This is a genomic window from Nonomuraea sp. LP-02, assembly GCF_036289125.1.
GTDB classification, from domain to species: domain Bacteria; phylum Actinomycetota; class Actinomycetes; order Streptosporangiales; family Streptosporangiaceae; genus Nonomuraea; species Nonomuraea bangladeshensis.
The window spans coordinates 2,420,339-2,441,299 of record NZ_JAXCLK010000001.1; the positions used below are offsets into that span (position 1 = coordinate 2,420,339).

Below are 20,961 nucleotides of genomic sequence, written 5' to 3' on the forward strand. Positions count from 1 at the left end.
CACTGACCTTTATATACGTCTCAGTGACCGCACAGTACCTGGACGATCTGCCGCACAATCCTCGGCATCTCTCACCTGAACGTCCAGATCTTGGAGGACCTCCATGGCGACCCGCTCGCAGAAGGCGGCCGTGCTGCTCGCCGGTGCGCTGACCCTCGCCGCCTGCGGTAGCGGCGGCACGTCGTCGCAGGCCCCCGCGAACGGCGGCGGTGGCGGCAAGACGCTCGTCATCGACACGTCCTTCGACCTGAAGACCGCCGACCCCGGCCGCACGTACGAGCCGACCGGCCTGATCGTCGGCAAGGCCGTCTACGAGACGCTGCTCACCTTCGACGGCGCCGACGTGACCAAGCCGGTGCCCGCGCTCGCCGAGTCGTACGAGCTGAGCGAGGACGGCAAGACGCTGACGCTGAAGCTCAAGCAGGGCTCGACCTTCGCCGACGGCTCGCCGGTCACCGCCGACGACGTGGTGTTCTCGCTGACCCGCGTGCGTGACATGAAGGGCACCCCGTCGTTCCTGCTGGACGGCGTCGAGGTGGCCAAGACCGACGACACGACGGTCACGCTGACGTCGAAGACGGCCAACCCGGCGCTGCCGTACATCCTGCCGAACCCGGCGCTCGGCATCCTCAACAGCAAGCTCGCCAAGGAGCACGGCGCGACCGCGGACGCGCAGGACAAGGCCGAGCAGTGGCTGAACTCCAGCTCCGCCGGGTCGGGCCCGTACACGATCGAGTCGTTCAACGTCAGCAGCCAGGTCACGCTCAAGGCGAACCCCAAGTACTACGGGACCAAGCCCGCCTACGACAAGGTCGTGCTGCGCAACGTCGAGGCCTCCACGCAGAAGCTGAACGTCCAGCGCGGCGACAGCCAGATCGCGCTCAACCTGTCCGGCGACCAGGTCACCGGCATGCCCTCGACGCTGCAGGTGAAGAAGACCGCCTCGGCGAACGTGCTGTTCCTGCTGGCCAACCAGGACTCCTCGATCAGCAAGACCACGCCGAACGCCAAGTTCGTCGAGGCCGTGCGCAAGGGCGTCGACTACGCGGGTCTGCTGGAGCTGGCCGGCGAGGGCGCCACGCAGGCGCCGGGCATCATCCCGTCGCAGCTGCTCGGCGCGCTGCCGCCCGAGCAGGCGCCCAAGCGGGACGTCGAGGGCGCGAAGGCGGCGCTGGCCGCGAGCGGCCTGTCGAACCCCACGGTGAAGCTGGAGTACCCGAGCGAGCTGACCGTGAACGGCCTGTCGTTCCAGCCGCTCGCCGAGCGCATCCAGGCCAACCTCAAGGAGGTCGGCATCACGGTGGACCTGCAGCCCGCGCCGGTGACGACCGCGCTCGACAACTACCGCAACGGCAAGGAGGAGATGGGCCTGTGGTACTGGGGCCCTGACTACCCGGACCCGAGCGACTACCTGGCCTTCCTGCCCGGCAATACGGTCGGCCTGCGCGCCGGCTGGAAGGAGGGCGCGGCCAAGGAGATCGAGGCCGCCGGCGTGAAGGCCGCCGAGGCGGTCGGCGACGACGCCCGCAAGAGCGCCTACGCCGACATGCAGAACAAGCTCAACGCGGCCGGCCCGTTCGTCCCGCTCATCCAGGCGAGCCAGAACATCGTCACCGCCGCGTCGGTGACCGGGCTGGAGTACCACCCGGTGTGGACGGTCGACGTCGCCGACCTCGGCGCGAAGTAGATGAAGCCGGACGCGACGCGCGAGCGGACCGGGCGGCGGGTTCCCCCGCTCGCCCGGTTCCTCGTGCGCCGGGTGCTGCTCGCCGTGCTCATGGCCTGGGGCATCACGCTCGTCACGTTCGTGCTGACGAACCTGGTGCCCGGCGACCCCGTGGCCGCCAACCTGGGCCAGCGGGCGCTCGGCGACCCGGCCATCGTGGCGCAGTGGCGGGCCGAGCACGGCCTGGACAAGCCGCTCTGGCAGCAGTACCTCCTGCACCTGCAGGGCCTGCTGCACGGCGACTTCGGCACCAGCCAGCAGAGCCACCGGCCGGTCGCCGCCGACCTCGCCGAGTTCGTGCCGGCGACGCTGGAGCTGGCCGGCGCGGCGATCCTGGTGTCGCTGGTGCTGGGCGTGGCCTTCGGCGTGATCGCCGCGCTGCGCAGGGACCGCCTCGCCGACCACACGCTGCGCGTGGTCAGCCTCATCGGCATCTCGGTGCCGACGTTCTGGCTGGCGCTGATGGCGTTCTACGTGTTCTTCTACCGCCTGCAGATCACCCCCGGCAGCGGCCGCGTGGACGTGGCGCTCGGCTCGGCCCCGCCGGTGACCGGGCTGCAGACGGTGGACGCGCTGATCGCCGGCCGGTGGGACATCTTCGCCTCCGCCGCCGGGCACCTGGTCACCCCCGCCCTGGTGCTGGCGCTCTACACGATCGGCCTGCTCACCCGCTTCACCCGCTCGGCGGTGCTGGAGGTGCTGGGACAGGACTACGTGCGGGCCGCGCGCGCGAAGGGCCTGCCCGGCCGAGTGATCCTCTTCCGTTACGTGCTGCGCTCGGCCCTGGTGCCGGTCATCACGGTGGCGGGCCTCGCCTTCGGCTCCCTGCTGTCCGGCACGGTGCTGGTGGAGGCGATCTTCGCCTGGCCCGGCATCGGCCAGTACGCGTACAAGAGCGCGACCACCCTCGACCTGCCCGCCGTCATGGGCGTCGGCCTGGTCGTGGGCGTCGTCTACCTGGCCATCAACCTGGTCGTGGACGTCCTGTACGGCGTCATCGACCCCCGAGTGAGGTTGCAATGAGACGCGCGAGCCTCCTCGCGAGGCTGCCCGAGGCGTGGCGGCAGCCGCTGGCCGTGAGCGGCGCGGTGCTGGCGGCGATCTGGCTGGTCGTGGTGCTGGCCGCGCCGCTGCTGGCCCCGCACGACCCGCTCGCCCAGGACCTGCCCAGGCTGGCTCCGCCGGGACCCGGGCACTGGTTCGGCACCGACCAGCTCGGCCGCGACATCCTCAGCCGCGTCCTCTACGGCGCGCGGGTGTCGATCCCGCTGACGCTGCTGCTGGTGATGCTGTCGGTGGCGATCGGCGGCCTGCTGGGCGCCTGCGCGGGGTACTTCGGCCGCTGGGCCGACGAGACGATCATGCGGGTGGCGGACCTGGTGTTCGCGTTCCCGACGGTGATCCTCGCCATGGTGGTGGCGGCCGCGCTCGGCGCGAGCCTCGCCAACGCGGTGCTGGCGGTGCTCGTCGTCGCCTGGCCCTCCTACGCCCGCGTCACGCGCGGGCTGGTGCTGGGGATCCGCGAGCGGGAGTTCGTGCTGAGCGGGCGGCTGCTGGGCTTCTCGGTGTGGCGCTCGCTGCGGGTGGACGTGCTGCCCAACATCACCGGCCCCGTCCTGGTGCTGGCCACCCTGGACATCGGCACCGCGCTGCTGCTGCTGTCGGGCCTGTCGTTCCTGGGGCTCGGCGCCAAGCCGCCGTCCCCCGAGTGGGGGGCGATGGTGGCCTCCGGCGTCGAGGTGTTCGACAGCTGGTGGGTGGCGACCTTCCCCGGCCTGGCGATCCTGACCGTGGTGCTGGCGTTCAACTTCCTCGGCGACACCCTGCGTGACGCGCTCGACCCGCGTACCGCCCGTGCGATCAAGGAGCGTGCGCTGTGACCGCACTCGACATCGCCGGGCTCAAGGTGACGATCGCGGGACGGGACGTGCTGCGCGGCGTGGACCTGCGGCTGGAGCCCGGCAAGGTGCACGGCCTGGCCGGCGAGAGCGGGTCGGGCAAGACCATGACGGGCCTCGCGGTGCTGGGGCTGCTGCCGCACGGCTCGCGCGCCACCGGGGCGATCCGGCTCGGCGGGCGCGACCTGCTGACGCTGCCGCCCAAGGAGCTCAACAAGGTACGCGGCGGCGAGGTCGCCATGGTCTTCCAGGACCCGGCCACCAGCCTGCACCCCATGCTGACCGTCGGCCGGCAGCTCACCGAGCACATGCGCCACCACCTCGGGCTCGGCAAGGCCGAGGCGCGGGCGCGGGCCGTGGAGCTGCTCGGCAAGGTACGCATCCCGGGCGCCGAGGAGGCGTACCGGCGCTATCCCCACCAGTTCTCCGGGGGCATGCGGCAGCGCATCGCCATCGCCGTGGCGCTGGCCTGCTCGCCGAAGGTGCTGATCGCCGACGAGCCGACGACCGCGCTCGACGTGACCGTGCAGGCCGGCGTGCTGCGCCTGCTGCGCGGCCTGTGCGACGAGCTGGGCCTCGCGGTGCTGCTGGTCACCCACGACCTCGGCGTGATGTCGGCGGTCGCCGACGAGGTGAGCGTGATGAAGGACGGCCTGGTCGTGGAGTCCGGGCCGCGCGTCCGGGTGCTGCGCAGGCCGGAGCACCCGTACACCCGGTCCCTGCTGGAGTCCCTGCCCGACGCGGAGGTGCGATGACCCCCCTGCCCACGACGACAGCTCCCCTGCTGGCGGTGGACGATCTGGTCGTCGAGCACCGCACCTCCGGCCGGCCTCCCGTGCGGGCCGTGGCGGGCGCGAGCCTGCGGGTCGGCCCCGGCGAGGTCGTGGGGCTGGTCGGCGAGTCCGGGTGCGGCAAGTCCACGCTGGCGCGGGCGGTGTGCGGGCTCGGCCCGGTCAGCGGCGGGTCGATCACCTTCGAGGGGGAGCCGGTCACGCCGCTCGGGCTGCGCCGGCGGCGGCACACCGGCGTCCAGATGGTGTTCCAGGATCCGTACACGTCGCTGAACCCGCGCCGCCGGGTCGGCGACCAGATCGCCGACGGGCTGCGGACCGCGGGCGACACCACCACCTCCCCCGCCGACCTGCTGGAACGGGTGGGGCTGCCGCGCGAGTTCGCCGGGCGGCACCCGCACGAGTTCTCCGGCGGGCAGCGGCAGCGGGTGGCGATCGCGCGGGCGCTGGCCGCCCGGCCGCGGCTGCTGATCGGCGACGAGCCGATCTCGGCGCTGGACGCCTCCGCGCAGGCGCAGGTGGCCAGGCTCATGCGCGACCTCGCCGTGGAGTCGGGCGCGGGGCTGCTGTTCATCAGCCACGACCTGTCCGTGGTGAGGCTGATCGCCGACCGGGTGGCCGTCATGTACCTGGGGCGGATCGTCGAGGTGGGGCGGACCGAGGAGGTGTGGGCCGAGCCGCGGCACCCGTACACGAAGGCGCTGCTCGCGGCCATCCCGCGTCCCGACGGGATGGGCGTGCTGCCCGCGGAGCTGCCCGGCGACGTGCCCGACCCGGCCGCGCCGCCCGCCGGATGCCGCTTCCATCCGCGCTGCCCGCTGGTCATGGACCGGTGCCGGGAGGAGGACCCGGCGTTCGGGCCGGTCGCCTGCTGGCTGCACGAGCCGAAGTGACGCCGCTGCCGGAGGCCGGGCGGGCGGTCCGGCTGGCCGCCGCCCGCGCCGCGATGGCCGCGGCCGGGGTGGACGCGTTAGTGCTGCGGCCCTCGCCGGACTTCCGCTTCCTCGGCGGCCGGGACGGGGCCGGCTTCCTCGTCGTGACCGGGGACGCCGCCGTCGAGACCGGCGACCCGGCCGCGCTGGTGCCCCCGGGCGCGCGGCGCGTCGGGGTGGACCCGGAGATGCGGGTGCGCGAGCTGTTCGGCATGACGATCGAGGCCGAGCTGGTGCCCGCGTCGGCGGTGCTCGCGCCGCTGCGGCTGCGCAAGGAGCCGCACGAGGTGGCCGCCGTCGAGCGGGCGGCGCTGCGGGCCGAGGAGGTGCTGCGGCAGGCGCGCGAGCTGGCCTGGTTCGGCGCGACCGAGCGGGCGATGGCCGCCCGGCTGCGGCTGCTGGCGCTGGAGTCGGGCTGCGAGGAGGTGCTGGGGCTGCGCGTGGCGGCCGGCGAGCACACGGCCAGGCCGGGGCACCTGCCGGGCGGCCGGGTGATCAATCCCGGGGACGCGCTGGCGGTGTCGTTGTGCGGCCGGTGGGGCGGCTACTGCGCGGAGGTCGCGCGGGTGTTCGCGGTCGCCGAGCCGCCGGAGGACTTCGAGGCCATGTACACGGTGGTGGTGGCCGCCCACCGGGCCGGTCTGGCGGCGGCCCGGCCGGCCGCGCCCGCCAGCGCCGTCGCCGGGGCCGTCGGCGAGGTCATCGACGCCAGCGGCTACGGCCGCTTCGCCGCCGCGCACGCCGGGCGCGGCGTCGGCCTCGGCCCCGAGGAGGGGCCCTGGCTGGGCGAGGACGTGCCCCTCTCGGCCGGCATGACGCTCTGCCTGGAGCCGGCGATCTACGTGCCCGACCTGTTCGGCGCGCGGGTGGCGGACGTCGTGGCCTGCACGGAGTCCGGGCCGCTGGTGCTGAGCGGCGGGCCGCCGCCGCTCCAGGTGCTCGACCGGTGACGGGGTAGCGCGGATCGCCCGATCCGGGACCAACGGCCTCAAGATCGGGACCCTTCGGCCCAGGTGCGCGCCCGCCCCGATGCCCCAGGCTGGCAGCCATGAGCACCGAGGCACGGAGCAGGTCGCGCGAGCTGCGCGAGGCCCGCGCCGCCGCCGGGCGGCGCAGGAGGAAACGGATCCACCTGGTCGCGATCGGCGGCGGTCTGATCATCGCGGGACTGGTGGTGGCGATCGTGATCGCCCTCGTGAACGCGGCGGGGAGCAAGTCCTCCCCCGCCGCGGGGTCCGGCCCGGCCCCGGCCATCGCGACGGCGGGCGGCGCGCTCGCCCTCGGCCGCGCGGACGCGCCGGTGAAGCTGGAGGTCTACCTCGACTACATGTGCCCGTTCTGCGGGCGCTTCGAGACGGCCAACGGCGCCGAGGTGGCGCGGCTGGTCGAGGCCGGCACCGTACGGCTGGAGCTGCACCCGCTGGCCTTCCTCGACCAGGCGAGCAGCGGCACCCGCTACTCCACGCGGGCCGCGAACGCCGTCGCCACCGTCGCCGACCGCGCGCCGGACAAGGTCCTGGCGTTCAGCGCGGCCCTGTTCGCGTACCAGCCGGCCGAGGGCGGCAAGGGGCTCACCAACGAGCGGATCGCCGAGCTGGCGCGCGGGGCCGGGGTTCCCGCGGACGTGGTGACCGCCTTCGCGCGGCGGGACTTCGAGGCGTGGGCGGCCTCCGCGACGCAGGCGGCGTTCGCGTCCGGCGTCACCGGCACGCCGACCGTGCGGATCGGCGGGAAGGCGTTCCAGGGCGATCTCTACACCGCCGGCCCCCTGACCCAGGCGCTCACGGCGGCGGCCGGATGAGCCGGTCCGTGACCGGGGTGCTCCCCCGGCTGCACGTCTTACGGCACTCGAACGGCTGGCTCTACGGCACCATGCTCCTGTCGGCGTGCCTCAGCCTGACCGCGTCGTTCGTGCTGTCGGTGGACGCGCTGCGGCTGGCCGCCGACCCGGCCGCCGACCTGTCCTGCGACATCAACAGCGTGGTGAGCTGCGGCACGGTCGGCAGCTCGTGGCAGGCCCACCTGTTCGGCTTCCCCAACGCCTTCCTCGGGCTGATCTGCGAGCCGGTCGTCATCACGATCGCGACGGCCGCGCTCGGCGGGGCGCGCTTCCCGCGCTGGTTCATGTTCGCGGCGCAGGTGGTCTACACGCTCGGGCTGGTCTTCGCGTACTGGCTGCTGTCGCAGTCGATGTACGTCATCGGCGCGCTGTGCCCGTGGTGCCTGCTGGTGACCGTCTCGACGACGCTGGTCTGGTCCACGCTGACGCACGTCAACATCCGCGACGGCAACCTGTACCTGCCCCGCCGCGCGCAGGGGGCGCTGCGCCGGGCCGTCGACGCCGACCTCGACGCGCTGGCCGTGACGATCTGGCTCCTCGCGCTGGCGCTGCTGATCGTGCTGCGGTACGGGCCCGCCCTGTTCGCCTGACCCTGCTCGGCTACGCTGGTTCGCGGTCGATCACATGGGGGTGGCGGTGGACCAGTTCGTGCTGCTCATGCTCGTGTTGCTGGGCGCGCTGATCACCGTCCCGCTCGGCGACCGGCTGGGGCTGCCCGCCCCCGTGCTGATGACGCTGCTCGGCATCCTCATGGCCGTCCTGCCCTTCGTGCCCAACGTGGACGTGCCGCCCGGCATCGTGCTGCCCCTGCTGCTGCCGCCGCTGCTGTACGCGGCCTCGCGGGGCACGTCCTGGCGGCAGTTCGCGGCCCAGTGGCGGCCGATCTTCCTGCTGGCCGTGGCGCTGGTCTTCGTGACGACGGCCGTGGTGGCGGCGGTCGCGCACGCCCTCGTGCCCGGCCTGCCGCTGGCCGCCGCCGTGGCCCTCGGGGCGCTGGTCGCGCCGCCCGACCCGGTCGCCGCGACGGCGGTGGCCGGCCGGCTCGGGCTGCCCCGGCGCATGGTGGCGCTGCTGGAGGGCGAGGGCCTGTTCAACGACGTGACCGCCATCGTGCTCTACCACGTGGCGATCGCGGCCGCGGTGACCGGCACCTTCTCCTGGCCGGGGGCGCTGGCGGAGTTCGCGCTGTCGGCGGTGGTGGCCGTGCTGGTGGGGCTCGGGCTCGGCTGGCTGAGCTCGAAGCTGATGGACCTGCTCGGCGACGCCACGCTGCAGGTGGGGCTGTCGCTGCTGGTGCCGTTCATCAGCTACGCGCTGGCCGACGAGCTGCACGGGTCCGGCGTGCTGGCCGTGCTGACCAGCGCCTTCTTCCTCGCCGACCGCACGATCGACGCCGACGACGTGATGGGCAGGTTCGCCGCCCGTACGTTCTGGCAGGTCGTGGAGACGCTGGTGACGGGCGTGGCGTTCGGGCTGATCGGGCTGGAGCTGCACACCGTGCTCGGCATCGAGGCGAACCGGCTCGGCCCGCTGCTGGGCTGGAGCGCCGCCGTCGTGGCGGCCGTGGTGCTGGTCCGGCTGCTGTGGCTGCTGCCGGCGGCCTGGGTGGCGAAGAAGACGGCGAGGCGGCGGCACGAGGACAGCGAGATCCCGCTGAGCTGGCGCGAGACCGTCGTCATGTGGTGGGCGGGCATGCGCGGGGTGGCGTCGGTGGCGCTCGCGCTGGCCATCCCGCTCACGCTGGCCGACGGCTCGCCGTTCCCCGAACGGTCGGCGATCGTGTTCATCTCGTTCGCGGTCATCCTGGTGACGCTCGTCGTGCAGGGGCTGACGCTGCCGTGGCTGGTGTCGCGGCTCGGCGTCCAGGCCGACACCGCGGCCGAGCGGGCGCTGGAGAAACGGCTGGCGCTCGCCGCGGCCAAGGCGGCCAAGCGGCGGCTGCGGGAGATCGACGAGGCCGAGGACCTTCCCGAGGACGTGCTGGAGCAGCTCAACCGGCGCGTGCTGGGGTTCGGGCCGCGGATCAGCCCGGAGGCGGGCGAGGAGGAGCGGCGGGAGGCGTACGAGGCGCGGGCGCAGCACGTCCGGCTCGTCCGCCGGGTGCAGGGCGAGATGTTGTCGGCCGCCCGCCAGGAGGTGCTGGAGGCCCGCCGCGACCCGCGCGCCGATCCGGCCGTGGTGTCGCGGGTGCTGCGCAGGCTCGACGTGTGGAGCCTGCGTTAGGCGTGACCGTGTGTCACCGGCCGTTCCGAAGGGTAGTCAATCTTCATGTTGCGCATCGGCACCTGGAGGTCGGCCGGCACCGCCGACCTCGTCGCCTGCGGGTGGCGCGACAGCGGCCCCGGCCCGTCGGAGCCGGGCATCAAGCTCATCTTCTCGGTCGGCGGCCAGGTGCCGCACTTCCCGGGGCTGCGCGCCGGCACCCGCGTCGCCCGGGGCGCCGAGGAGATCGCCGGGCAGCTCTTCCGCGGCATGGACGTCGTGCTCATCGAGCCGGGCTCCTGCCCGGCCGCGCCGGTGATGGCGGCCGGGATGTGGCACTACGGCTGGACGGGCGACGATCTCGGCGCCCTCGCCGGGGCGGCGGTGGCGGGGCTGGCGCTGGCCGCGCAGCCGGGCCCGTGCGCGGTCGAGATCGGCCGCGACGGCCGCAGCTCGCTCGACGGCCACGTGACGGCCGCGGCGGTGCGGGCGGCGCTCGCCGACCGCTTCGCCGGCGGCCGTTACCGCACGCCGCAGGTGACGGTGCCGCTCGACGCGGTCCGCCTCAGCCAGGAGGCCCCGCGCCGGGTCCGCATCGCGCCCATGGCGTAACGTCGCCATGAAAGCCCAGGTGGGCTGGTCCGCGCGGGAAGGGGCGGCTGCGGGTGTTCGAGGTCAGGGAGCTGCGGGAGATCGCGGAGTTCGAGCGGGTCGACGCGCTGTTCGAGGCCATCTGGCGGTTCGGGCCGGCGGCTCCGCCGGTCACGGTCGAGTTGATGCGGGCGCTGACGCACGCCGGCGGGTACGCCGCCGGCGCGTTCGACGGCGAGCGGCTGGTGGGCGCGTCGGTCGGGTTCCTCGCTGCGGGGGCCGCGCTGCACTCGCACGTCACCGGCACGGTCGCGCCCGGCGCGGGGTACGCGCTCAAGCTGCACCAGCGGCGCTGGGCCGCCGAGCACGGGCTGGAGCGCGTCACCTGGACCTACGACCCCCTCGTACGCCGCAACGCCCACTTCAACCTGGCCAAGCTGGGGGCGCGGCCGATCGCGTACCTGCCGGACTTCTACGGCGTCATGGCCGACGCGATCAACCGCGGCGACGAGTCCGACCGGCTGCTGACCGAGTGGCGGGTCGCCGGGTCCGCTCCCCCGGCCCGTGACACGGGGGGCGCGGTGGTGGCGCTGGCCGACGAGGGCGGGCGGCCCGTCACCGGGTCCGCGGACGCCGATACGGTGCTGGTGGCGGTGCCGGCCGACATCGAGCGGCTGCGCGGCGCCGACCCGGGCGCCGCCAAGTCGTGGCGGCACGCGGTGCGCGACGTGCTCGGCGGGCTCATGGCCGAGGGCCGCGCCGTGACCGGGTTCCGCGGCAGGACCTACTACGTTGTGGAGAGAGCGTGAAGATCACTGGAGTCGAGCTGCGGCGCATCGCGATGCCGCTGGTGGCGCCGTTCCGTACCTCGTTCGGCACCGAGACCTCCCGCGACGTCCTGCTCGTGCGGGTCGTCACGCCGGAGGCCGAGGGCTGGGGCGAGTGCGTGGCCATGTCCGACCCGCTCTACTCCCCCGAGTACGTCGACGGCGCCGCCGACGTGATCCGCCGCTTCCTGCTGCCCGCCCTGCCGGCGAACGTGGACGCCAACGCCGTCGGCCGCGCCCTCCACCCGATCAAGGGGCACCGGATGGCCAAGGCGGCCCTGGAGACCGCCGTGCTCGACGCGCAGCTCAGGGCGTCGGGCGAGTCGTTCGCCGGGTTCCTCGGCGCCTCCCGCACGCGGGTGCCGTGCGGGGTGTCGGTCGGCATCATGGACACGATCCCGCGGCTGCTCGACGCCGTCGCGGGCTACCTGGACGAGGGATATGTCCGGATCAAGCTGAAGATCGAGCCCGGCTGGGACGTCGAGCCGGTGCGCGCGGTGCGCGAGCGCTTCGGCGACGACGTGCTGCTCCAGGTCGACGCCAACGCCGCCTACACCCTGGCCGACGCGCCCCGCCTGGCCAAGCTGGACGCCTTCGACCTGCTGCTCATCGAGCAGCCCCTGGCCAACGACGACCTGGTGCAGCACGCCAGGCTGGCCCGCCGGCTGCGCACGCCGATCTGCCTGGACGAGTCGATCGAGTCGGCCGAGCACGCCGCCGCCGCGATCGAACTCGGCTCGTGCTCGATCGTCAACATCAAGCCGGGCCGGCTCGGCGGCTATCTGGAGGCGCGGCGGGTGCACGACCTGTGCCGGGCGCACGGGGTCGCGGTGTGGTGCGGCGGCATGCTGGAGACCGGCCTCGGCCGGGCGGCGAACGTGGCGCTCGCCGCGCTGCCGGGCTTCACGCTGCCGGGCGACACCTCCGGGTCGCGGCGCTACTTCGCGACCGACGTGACCGAGCCGTTCGAGCTGGTGGACGGGCATCTGGAGGTGCCCGCCGGGCCGGGGCTCGGCGTCGAGCCGCTGCCGGAGGTGCTGAAGGAGGTCACCACCTCCACCGAGTGGATCGCCCTCTGAGCGCTCAGGCCGTCCTGGGGGTGGCGCGGGCGCCGAAGTGCACGTACGGGGAGCCGTCCGGCAGCTCGTAGAAGACGGCGGACACCCAGGAGGGGCCGCCGCGCGGCCGGCCCACGAACGTCACCTCGTCCACCGCCACCAGGTCGAACTCCTGGGGCTCGTCCAGGTCGGCCAGCTCCCCCGTGGTCTCGAGGCGCAGCCGCAGGCCGCCGTCGCGGACGGTCACCGTCATGCGGTAGCCGGTCCGCTCGTACACGCCGGCGTGGCGGGCGGCGTCCACCTCGACCGGCGTGGCCGGCGGTTCGAGCGCGGGCCGCACGGTGAGGCCGTCGAGCTGGGCGAACAGCTCCGTCGCGACGGCCCGGGTGAACGCGCCGGAGTAACCGCCGTTGGCGGTGACGCACACGACCGTGCCGGTGCCGGGGACGGCCCAGAGCATGGCGTGCTGGCCGATCGTGTTGCCGCCGTGGGAGATCACCCGCTGGCCGTCCCACTCGTCGAGGACCCAGCCGATCCCCCAATGGCGGCCCAGCGTGTGGGGGTTGGGGATGTCCACCTGCGGCTCCCACATCGCGGCCGGGTCGGCGAGCAGGCCGCCCTCCAGGTGGGCGCGGGCGAAGGCGACGACGTCGGCGGGGCGGGCGCAGATGAGCCCGGCCGGGCCCATCGCCCGCATCAGGCCCCAGCGCGGGGCGGGCGCGCCGCCGTCGAGGTGGCCGGTCGCGGCGCGGAAGCGGAGCACGTCCTCCGGCAGCGTCCAGGTGTGGGTGAGGCCGAGCGGTTCGGCGAGCTCCTCCCTGACCAGGTCGTCCCAGCGCTTGCCGGTCAGCCGCTCCAGCATCCGGCCGGCGATCACGAACCCGGCGTTGCAGTAGGACTGGGTGGCGCCGAGCGGGTGGTTCTGGGGCAGGCCGGCGCAGGCGGCGACGTACTTCGCCACGCAGTCGTCGCCGCGGCCGGTGTCGAGGAACAGGTCGCCGTCGATGCCGCTGGTGTGGGTGAGCAGGTGGCGGACGGTGACCGCCCCGCTGACCTCCTCGTCGGCCACCCGGAAGTCCGGCAGCACCTCGCGCACCGGCGTGTCCAGGGTGAGCCGGCCGCGCTCGGTCTGGAGCATGAGCAGGGTCGCGGTCCACACCTTGGTGACCGAGCCGATCTGGAAGAGCGAGTCCGGGGTCGCCTCGACGCCGGTGGCGGCGTTGAGCGTGCCGGCCGCCAGCTCGGTCAGCTCGCCGCCGTGCAGGTAGGCCAGCGCCGACCCGGGCACCTCGTACGCGGCGATCAGTTCGGCGAGCCGTCGGCGGTCCATGACGTCGGCCACTCGGGAGTCCTCTCCTCGGGGGAATAATGCGTTGCGGTCACGTGCTGATCACCGCACCATGGTCTTCATGTTCCCGCACGTTCGCCCCCTGACGCCCGCTCTGCCGGGCGCCTGCGAGCGTGCCCGCGGCGGCCTGGAGCGCTGACCTCTTCCCGTGAGTCCGAGGTGACCCGGCGGGGGGAGGTCGAGCCCCTGAGACGGGTCACACACCACACCGGGCAGTCGAGGAAGGAACCATGGCCAAGCAGGCCTACGTACGCAACAAGCCGCATCTCAACATCGGCACGATGGGGCACGTCGACCACGGCAAGACCACGCTGACCGCGGCCATCACGAAGGTGCTGGCCGAGCGCGGGCAGGCGACGTACACGCCGTTCGAGCGGATCGACCGCACCCCGGAGGAGTCCTCCAGGGGCATCACGATCAACATCTCGCACGTCGAGTACGAGACCGACACCCGCCACTACGCCCACGTGGACATGCCGGGCCACGCCGACTACGTGAAGAACATGATCACGGGGGCGGCGCAGCTCGACGGCGCGATCCTCGTCGTGTCCGCGCACGACGGCATCATGCCGCAGACCCGCGAGCACGTGCTGCTGGCCCGCCGGGTCGGCGTCGAGCACCTGGTCGTGGCCGTCAACAAGGCCGACGGCGCCGACCCGGAGCTCACCGACCTGGTCGAGCTGGAGCTGCAGGACCTGCTGGCCGGGCACGGCTACCGTGACGTGCCGATGGTCCGGGTGTCCGGGCTGCGGGCGCTGGAGGGCGACCCGGTCTGGACCGCGTCCATCGACGCGCTGCTCCGGGCCGTGGACGAGCACATCCCCGTGCCGGTCCGGTACGTGGACGCGCCGTTCCTCATGCCGGTCGAGAACGTGCTGACGGTCACCGGCCGCGGCACGGTCGTCACCGGCGCCATCGAGCGCGGCTCGGTGCGGGTCGGCGACACGGTGGAGGCCGTCGGGTTCGGTGACGGGTTCACGGCGGTCGTGACGGGCGTCGAGACGTTCGGCAAGACGATGGAGCGGGGCGAGGCCGGCGACAACGCGGCCGTGCTGCTGCGCGGGGTCCGCCGCGAGCAGGTGCGGCGCGGCATGGTGCTGGCCGAGCCGGGCAGCCAGCGCGAGCGGACGTCGTTCCGTGCCCGCGTCTACCTCCTGACGCCGGAGGAGGGCGGGCGGCGGCGGCCGATCGCCTCCGGGTACCGGCCGCAGTTCTACCTGCGGACCACGGACGTGCCCGGCGAGCTGCTCCTGGACGGGCCCGCCGAGCCGGGCGAGACCGTCGAGGTCGCGGTCGAGCTGGGCCGGCCGGTCGCGCTGGAGCCGGGGCTCGGGTTCGCCGTCCGCGAGGGCGGGCTGACGGTCGGCGCGGGCACGATCCTCGCCGTCTGACTCCCGCCGGGGTCCCGGGGCCGGGTCCCGCCGTTCATGGCGGGGCCCGGCCCCTTGGCGTGGTCAGGCCGGGGTGAAGCGGAGCGTGAACGTCGCCGGGCGGGCGTACAGGTCGTAGTGCGGCAGCGGGCCGGGGCCGCAGGTGGCCGTGCCGATGCCCTGGTGGGCGAGGTCCAGGTGCAGGTGGACGCGGTCGCCGGGCGTCAGGTCGGGGCGGTGCCGGGCGGCGGCCAGCTCGGCGGCGCTCCAGCGGCGGGCGGTCAGCCCGAAGACCGGCTCGCCGGAGACGCGGAACGGGCCGAGGTCGGCCCAGCGGACGTCGGCGCGGTGGCCGTTCTCCTGCGGGCGGACGTACGGGGTCTGCAGCTCCTCGACCGTGGCGCTCCAGCGGCCGACGCGGGCGGCGAGCCCGGTGTCGGGGTACGCCTCGCCGGGGCCGCGGCCGAACCAGGTGATCCGGTCCACGGCCTCGCCGGGCAGGGTCATGGTGAGGCCGAGGCGCGGGATCGGGTCGCTCCAGTCGCCCTCGGGCTCGACGTCCACGCGCAGCAGCAGCGCGCCGCCGTCGGTGGCGGTCCACCGGTAGGTCGCCCGCATCCCGAGGTCGCGGGCGGCGGGGGCGACGCGGGTGCGTACGATCAGGGCGCCGCCGTCCCGTTCGACGGCGTCCGTACGGTGGGTGAGGCGGTGCAGGCCCAGTTCCCGCCAGCGGGCTTCGAGGCCGCTGTAGCGGTCGTTGTCGGTGGGCGCCCGCCACAGGTCGAGCCGCGGCCCCTCCACCTCCACCCCGAACAGCCGCGTCAGCCGCCCGCCGCGATCCGCGAACTCTGCGCCGGAGAGCGCGGGGGCGGTCCGTCCGGCCGGCGGGGGCGTCTCCGCGGGAAGGCGGGTCTGGGACCAGGCGACCTCATGACCGGCGGCGGCCCAAGGCTGGTCGGCGGCGAGCAGGGCGCGGACGGTCAGCCACCGCTCCCCCGGTCCCGCCGCCGCGCCGGGCAGCCGTACCTCGCCGCCGTCCGGCGGCACCTCCAGCGGGTGCTCGGCGACGACCTCCCCCTCCACTTCCACGGTGGCGGTGAACCGCAGGTGGGACAGGTCGCGGAAGCCGTGCCCGTTGACGATCCGCGCCACCCCTCCCTCCGCCGCGAAGGTGATCCTGACCGGCTCGAACGCCTTCTTCAGGTCGAGCAGCCCCGGCGAGGGCGTACGGTCGGGGAAGACCAGCCCGTCGATGACGAAGTTGCCGTCGTGCAGGGGCTCCCCGAAGTCGCCGCCGTAGGCGTACCCGTGGGCGGGATGCGCGATCCCGTGGTCGATCCACTCCCACACGAACCCGCCCGCGAGCCTCGGGTAGCGCTCGAACAGCTCCTGGTACTCCGCCAGCCCGCCGGGCCCGTTGCCCATGGCGTGGGCGTACTCGCACTGCAGGAACGGCATCGCGCGCCGCCGCGCGTCCAGCCCGGGGTCGTCGAGCGGGTCCTCCTCGCGCCGGCCGATGGCCTCGACCTCGGCGTGGGAGGCGTACATGCGGGAGTACACGTCGGTGTGGGCGCACGAGCGGTCGCCCTCGTAGTGGAGGGGCCTGGACGGGTCGCGCTCGCGCGTCCAGGCGGCCATGACGCCGAGGTTGCGGCCGACGCCGGCCTCGTTGCCGAGCGACCACATGACGACGCTCGGGTGGTTCTTGTCCCGTTCGACCATGCGGCGCATGCGGTCGAGCAGGGCGGCCTCGTAGCGGGGGTCGTCGGTGGGGTTGCCGCGCCAGCCGATCCGTTCGAAGCCGTGCGTCTCCAGGTCGCACTCGTCGATCACCCACAGGCCCAGCTCGTCGCACAGGTCGAGGAAGGCGGGGTGGGGCGGGTAGTGGCTGGTGCGGACGGCGTTGACGTTGTGCCGTTTCATCAGCAGCACGTCCTCGCGCGTGGTCCCGGGGGTGACCGCGCGGCCCGCCCGGGGGTCGAACTCGTGCCGGTTGACGCCCTTGAGCAGCAGCGGGCGGCCGTTGGCGAGGAGCACGCCGTCCTCGATGGAGACGGTGCGGAAGCCGACGCGCAGCCGTACGGTCTCCTCGGGGAAGGTGACGGTCGCGTCGTACAGGCGCGGGGTCTCGGCCGTCCACGGCTCGGCGTCGACCCGGACCTCGACGCCGGGCTCCAGCCCGGCGACGCCGAGCTCCGGCAGGTCGAGCCGGCCGCCGGGCCCGTCGAAGCTGAGCCGCCCGTCGTGCGTGGCGTGCACGAACACGTCGGCCGCCGAGCGGGTGAGCGTGACGTCGCGGAAGATGCCGGGCAGCCACCACATGTCCTGGTCCTCCAGGTAGCTGGCGGCCGACCACTGGTGCACCCGCACGGCCAGCACGTTGCGGCCGGGACGCAGCCACGGGCCCGCGTCGAACTCGGCCGGCAGCCGGCTGCCGGTCCAGAAGCCCAGCTCGTGCCCGTTGAGCCAGACCCTGGCGAAGGAGTCGGCACCCTCGAACCGCAGCCGGCCGCCGCTCCAGCCCTCGGGCAGGTCGAAGACGCGGCGGTGGTCGCCGGTCGGGTTCTCGTCCGGCACGTACGGCGGATCGACGGGGAACGGATAGACGACGTTGGTGTAGGCGGGTGCGCCGTGGCCGTGGAGCGGCCAGTGCGACGGCACCGGCAGCTCGGCCCAGCCGGAGTCGTCGTAGCCGGGGCCGGCGAAGTCCTCGGGCGCGTCGGCCGTGGGCGACAGGCGGAAGCGCCACGTGCCGTTGAGGTCGAGGGAGGGGGCGTCGGAGCGGAGGGCCGCGCGAGGGGCGAGCAGCCCGGAACCGGGGGCGAAAGTCACGAGATCCATCGACGCGAGCCTAGATCGTCACGGTCGTTCCGGGCAGATGCCACTTTGCCCGCGAGGAGCCCCCGCCCGGGAGGGCGGGGGCTCCGTGAACGGGAACCGTCGCGTCAGGCGGCGGCCCTGGCGGTGAGGGACACCGTGGCCTGGCGGGTGACGCCGTTGACCGTGACGGCGACCGTCACCTGTCCCTTGCGCAGCGCGGTCAGCGTCCCGGTGGCCGGGTCGAGGACGGCGACGTGCCACGGCTTGGCCGCGCTGCGCGCCCCGACGTGCAGGTTCGGCGAGCCGGACCACGACGCCGACGCCGGGTAGGCGGCGGGCACGGTCCGCGTCCCCTGCTTGACCACGGCGCTCACCGGCGCGGGCGTGCCGACCGCGACGCTGCCGGGCGCGGTGAGGACGAGCTCGTCCACGTGCGGCTGGACCTGCGTGCCGATCCAGGCGGGCGCGTCGACGAACCAGTTGCGCCGCACGTGCTCGGCCTCGGCCGGGGTGACCGGGTCGACGCCCCACAGCGACCAGCCGGTGAACCCGCCGTCGTCGGCCGCGGTGGCGGGGTTCTTGCCGGAGTTGCCGTTGATGAAGTACGGGACCGCGTCCACGTGCGAGGCGTGGAAGGTGCCCACGTGTCCCCCGATGTAGGCGGCTCCCTTGCCGGTCTCGCGCTGGAAGTCGGCGAGCCAGCCCTCGACCAGCGCGGCCTCCTTGCGGTCGCCGAGCTGGCTGCCCTTGCCGGGCGTGGGGTCGCGCGGCGGCACGTGGAACAGCACCGCGACCGAGCCCACGGAGCCGTCCTTCGCGGCCTTGTCCAGCTCGGCGCGCAGCGCCGCCACCTGGTCGTAGCCGCCGCCCCGCAGGTTGAGCCGGGAGGTGTCCAGCGTGACGAACCGGGTGCCCTTGTGGTCGAACGTCCGGTACGTCGCCCCGAACGCCTTCGTGAAGTTGGCGATGTCGCCGCCCATGACCTCGTGGTTGCCGGGGACGTAGTAGTAGGGCAGCTCGCCGCCCAGCTCCTCGTCCAGCACCCGCTTGGCCAGCGCGAAGTCCTCCGGCGACGCCTCGTCCACCAGGTCGCCGTTGATGACGAGGAAGTCCGGCCGGGCGGCCTTGATCTCGCGCAGCGTGCGGCGGGCGTTCTTGACGATGTCGCTGTCGGGGTCCCTGGCGACGAACTGCGCGTCGGACATGACCGCGAAGCGCCACGGCATCTCCGCCACCGACGCCTTGACCACGGGGTCGGCGACCTTGGGCGCGGCCGGCGCGGTCACGGTCGGCGGCACCTTGGCGACGAGCCCGTCGATGAGGATCTCGTTGGTGTACTTGGCGTCCGCCTTGGTCTCGGCGACGTAGAAGCGCCGCAGCTTGAGCGGGTAGTTGACGCCCGCGGGCACGGCGAACTCGACGTACTGCCAGCCGGTCCACGTCATGTACGGACCGCGCAGGATCTGCGACTGCCCGAGCGCGTCGTAGAACTCCAGGCTCGGCCACTCCCCCTTGCCGGTGGAGTGGATCCACAGCCCGAACGCCTGGGGCTGCCCGTCCACCACGATCTGCTGCGGCGGGCTGGCGTAGGCGGCGCGGGTGGCGGTGGAGGTGGTGAAGTCGTAGGACAGCTTCAGCGCGTTGCCGCTCCGCCCGGGGGCGGCCGACAGCGAGCCGGTGGCGCGGGCCGCGGCGAACGTCCACGTGGCGGCGTCCTCGAAGTCGGCGACCGGCTTCTCCTCGAACCCGACGGTCACCGGCACGGCGGTGGTGATCTTGCCGACCTTGGCGGTGATCAGCCCGGAGCCGGTGGTCTTCTTCGCCTTGACGGTGAAGTAGCCGTGCTCGGCGGGGGTGACCTCCAGCAGGGCGCGGTCGTAGTCGAGGGCGAGGTCGGCGGGCTCGATCGGGGCGGAGTTGCCGTTGCGGTCGTAGCCGACGACGCCGAAGGTGGCGGTGCCGTCGGCGCCGGAGATGCCGAGCCGGTCGGCGGTGGCGCCGAGCCGTTCCAGCGGCTGGAGCACGGTCAGCTCGATGGTGCCCTTGGCGGCGCCGCGCGCGGCGGTGACGGTGGTCTGGCCGGGCACGAGGGCGTGGAACCTGCCGTCACGGACGACGCCGTGCACGGCGGGCTGGGCCCGCCAGGACGGGGCGCCGGCGGCGGGGCCGTAGGTCTCGTCGTAGCCGGCGGCGGTGAGCTTCCTGGTGAGGCCGGGGAAGACGCGGTCGGGGCGGCCGCCCGCGACGGGGCCGACGCCGGGCGCCTTGGCCGGGTCGCTCGCGGTCTCCAGCCAGAAGCCCTTGAGCTTGCCGCTGCCCTCGGGCGCGTACAGGGCCAGGCCGTTCGGCACGTGCCGCTCGCCGCCGTCGGAGGGGCTGTTCTCGACCTGCACGGCGTCGGAGCCCGGCTCGCGGGCGAGCAGGGTGGAGGAGCCGCCGCCGTCGAGGTTGAGCGCGTTCGCGGCGCCGAGGTCGGCCATCATGGCGGCCAGCTCGTTGAGCGTGACGCCGCGGCTGTCGGCCTGCCGGCCGTCCACGGTGAGCAGGTGCATCGTGCGGCCGTCGGCGGAGAAGCCGACGGCGGTGCGCGGGTGGGCGGCCGGGTCGGTGCTGTTCTGCACGACGCCGTTCTTGACCAGCACCCAGTTGCCGCCGACGGCGGCCTGGACGGCGCCATCGTCGTCCGGCTTGGGCCGGTACGTGACGTCCACACGGTCTCCGGCCTTGAGCGCGGCCACGGCGGCGGCCCCGGCGTCGCGGCCGAGCAGGACGGTGGTGCCGGCGGGGATCGGCCCGGAGCCGGCGGCGTTCCGTACCTCGGTGACGACGCCGTCCACCAGGACGGCCTCGGCGACGGCGGTGGCGCCCTCGACGGCGCGGGCCCGCGTGTAGGAGCCCCACAGCGGCGTGAACAGCCCGGTCCCGTCGCGCTGCACGAGCTGGTTGAACTGGGTGAGCTTGATCGGCGAGCCGCCGGCCGGGGTCGCGGTGCCCTCGAAGTACATCTTCAGCACGCGGCCGACACCGTCGCCGGTGACGGCGACCGCGTTCTCGTGCCCAGCGACGGGCGACTGGACGAGCGTGCCGTTCTGGACGCCGATGCCCTGGGCGGCGCCGGAGTTGTTGATGTCGAAGAAGTCGCCGTTGACGGCGGCGACGGCGTGGGTGCGGCCGGCGGGGCCGGACAGCGGCTCGGTCTTGGTCACCTCGCCGGAGAAGACGTAGTCGGCCCGGTTGCCGCCGGTGCCGCCGCCGAGTTCGGCGGTGATGGCGTCGGCACGCAGCCAGCCGAGCTCGTCGTAGGTGTCGAACGAGGTGAGCGAGATGCCGGGCGCGACCGGGCGGGTGCGCTTGGCGGTCTCCAGCCGCCGCTGCCCGGCGGCGGCCCGGGACAGCAGCGTGGACGGCGGCGGATAGGACGACGCCTGGATGGCGTCCTCTGCGGGTGGCGCGGGGTCGGCCTGCGCGGGCGCGGCGGTTAAGGCCAGAGGGCTTAACGCGAGCGCGGCGGCGGCCAGCATTCGGAGGGTCTGCACGACCGAACTCAATCGCTCGCGG

Annotated in this window: 16 protein-coding genes; 13 read left to right on the plus strand and 3 right to left on the minus strand. The window is 74.0% G+C overall.

Going from position 1 to position 20,961, the window contains the following annotated elements; translation table 11 throughout:
• Nucleotides 1-103 precede the first annotated feature (103 nt).
• From SMD20_RS11255 to menC, 12 genes are all read left to right on the plus strand, one after another.
• Nucleotides 104-1,687 (plus strand): ABC transporter substrate-binding protein, encoded by a 1,584-nt coding sequence (locus tag SMD20_RS11255; RefSeq protein WP_329578736.1) that lies wholly within the window; start codon nucleotides 104-106, stop codon nucleotides 1,685-1,687.
• Nucleotides 1,688-2,749, plus strand: coding sequence for an ABC transporter permease (locus SMD20_RS11260; RefSeq protein ID WP_329578739.1), 1,062 nt, complete (start codon nucleotides 1,688-1,690; stop codon nucleotides 2,747-2,749).
• Entirely contained in the window at nucleotides 2,746-3,606 is an 861-nt protein-coding gene (locus SMD20_RS11265) for an ABC transporter permease (RefSeq protein WP_329578742.1), read from the plus strand. The genes SMD20_RS11260 and SMD20_RS11265 overlap by 4 nt, the downstream gene beginning before the upstream one ends.
• The gene (locus SMD20_RS11270; RefSeq protein ID WP_329578745.1) at nucleotides 3,603-4,379 is read left to right on the plus strand and encodes an ABC transporter ATP-binding protein; all 777 of its coding nucleotides are present in this window, start codon (nucleotides 3,603-3,605) and stop codon (nucleotides 4,377-4,379) included. Before SMD20_RS11265 ends, SMD20_RS11270 begins: the two co-directional genes overlap by 4 nt.
• Nucleotides 4,376-5,308: an ABC transporter ATP-binding protein gene (locus tag SMD20_RS11275; protein WP_329578748.1), complete on the plus strand. Its 933-nt coding sequence runs from the start codon at nucleotides 4,376-4,378 to the stop codon at nucleotides 5,306-5,308. The genes SMD20_RS11270 and SMD20_RS11275 overlap by 4 nt, the downstream gene beginning before the upstream one ends.
• Complete coding sequence (locus SMD20_RS11280; protein ID WP_329578751.1) at nucleotides 5,305-6,297, plus strand: M24 family metallopeptidase; 993 nt, start codon at nucleotides 5,305-5,307, stop codon at nucleotides 6,295-6,297. The genes SMD20_RS11275 and SMD20_RS11280 overlap by 4 nt, the downstream gene beginning before the upstream one ends.
• Before the next feature lie 98 nt (nucleotides 6,298-6,395).
• A complete protein-coding gene (locus SMD20_RS11285; RefSeq protein WP_329578754.1) occupies nucleotides 6,396-7,148 on the plus strand; it encodes a DsbA family protein in 753 nt (250 codons plus the stop codon).
• An 8-nt stretch (nucleotides 7,149-7,156) separates the two neighbouring features.
• Nucleotides 7,157-7,777 carry a vitamin K epoxide reductase family protein gene (locus SMD20_RS11290; protein ID WP_329578757.1) on the plus strand — a complete coding sequence of 207 codons (621 nt, stop codon included), beginning with the start codon at nucleotides 7,157-7,159 and terminating at the stop codon, nucleotides 7,775-7,777.
• 46 nt (nucleotides 7,778-7,823) lie between these two features.
• Nucleotides 7,824-9,410 carry a Na+/H+ antiporter gene (locus tag SMD20_RS11295; protein WP_329578760.1) on the plus strand — a complete coding sequence of 529 codons (1,587 nt, stop codon included), beginning with the start codon at nucleotides 7,824-7,826 and terminating at the stop codon, nucleotides 9,408-9,410.
• Nucleotides 9,411-9,455: 45 nt separating this feature from the next.
• A complete protein-coding gene (locus SMD20_RS11300) occupies nucleotides 9,456-10,001 on the plus strand; it encodes an acyclic terpene utilization AtuA family protein (protein ID WP_329578763.1) in 546 nt (181 codons plus the stop codon).
• 53 nt (nucleotides 10,002-10,054) lie between these two features.
• Nucleotides 10,055-10,789, plus strand: coding sequence for a GNAT family N-acetyltransferase (locus tag SMD20_RS11305; RefSeq protein WP_329578766.1), 735 nt, complete (start codon nucleotides 10,055-10,057; stop codon nucleotides 10,787-10,789).
• Entirely contained in the window at nucleotides 10,786-11,886 is a 1,101-nt protein-coding gene (menC, locus tag SMD20_RS11310) for an o-succinylbenzoate synthase (RefSeq protein WP_329578768.1), read from the plus strand. The genes SMD20_RS11305 and menC overlap by 4 nt, the downstream gene beginning before the upstream one ends.
• A 4-nt stretch (nucleotides 11,887-11,890) precedes the next feature.
• On the opposite strand, the gene SMD20_RS11315 is transcribed toward menC, so the two are convergent.
• Nucleotides 11,891-13,207, minus strand: coding sequence for a serine hydrolase (locus tag SMD20_RS11315; RefSeq protein WP_329578771.1), 1,317 nt, complete (start codon nucleotides 13,205-13,207; stop codon nucleotides 11,891-11,893).
• Between the two features lie 236 nt (nucleotides 13,208-13,443).
• Here SMD20_RS11315 and tuf point away from each other — a divergent pair, with 236 nt between their 5' ends.
• Entirely contained in the window at nucleotides 13,444-14,604 is a 1,161-nt protein-coding gene (gene tuf / locus SMD20_RS11320; protein ID WP_329578774.1) for an elongation factor Tu, read from the plus strand.
• Nucleotides 14,605-14,667: 63 nt separating this feature from the next.
• On the opposite strand, the gene SMD20_RS11325 is transcribed toward tuf, so the two are convergent.
• Complete coding sequence (locus tag SMD20_RS11325) at nucleotides 14,668-17,424, minus strand: glycoside hydrolase family 2 TIM barrel-domain containing protein (protein WP_329578776.1); 2,757 nt, start codon at nucleotides 17,422-17,424, stop codon at nucleotides 14,668-14,670.
• Nucleotides 17,425-17,528: 104 nt separating this feature from the next.
• Entirely contained in the window at nucleotides 17,529-20,939 is a 3,411-nt protein-coding gene (locus tag SMD20_RS11330) for a phosphodiester glycosidase family protein (protein ID WP_329578779.1), read from the minus strand.
• Between the last annotated feature and the right edge of the window lie 22 nt (nucleotides 20,940-20,961).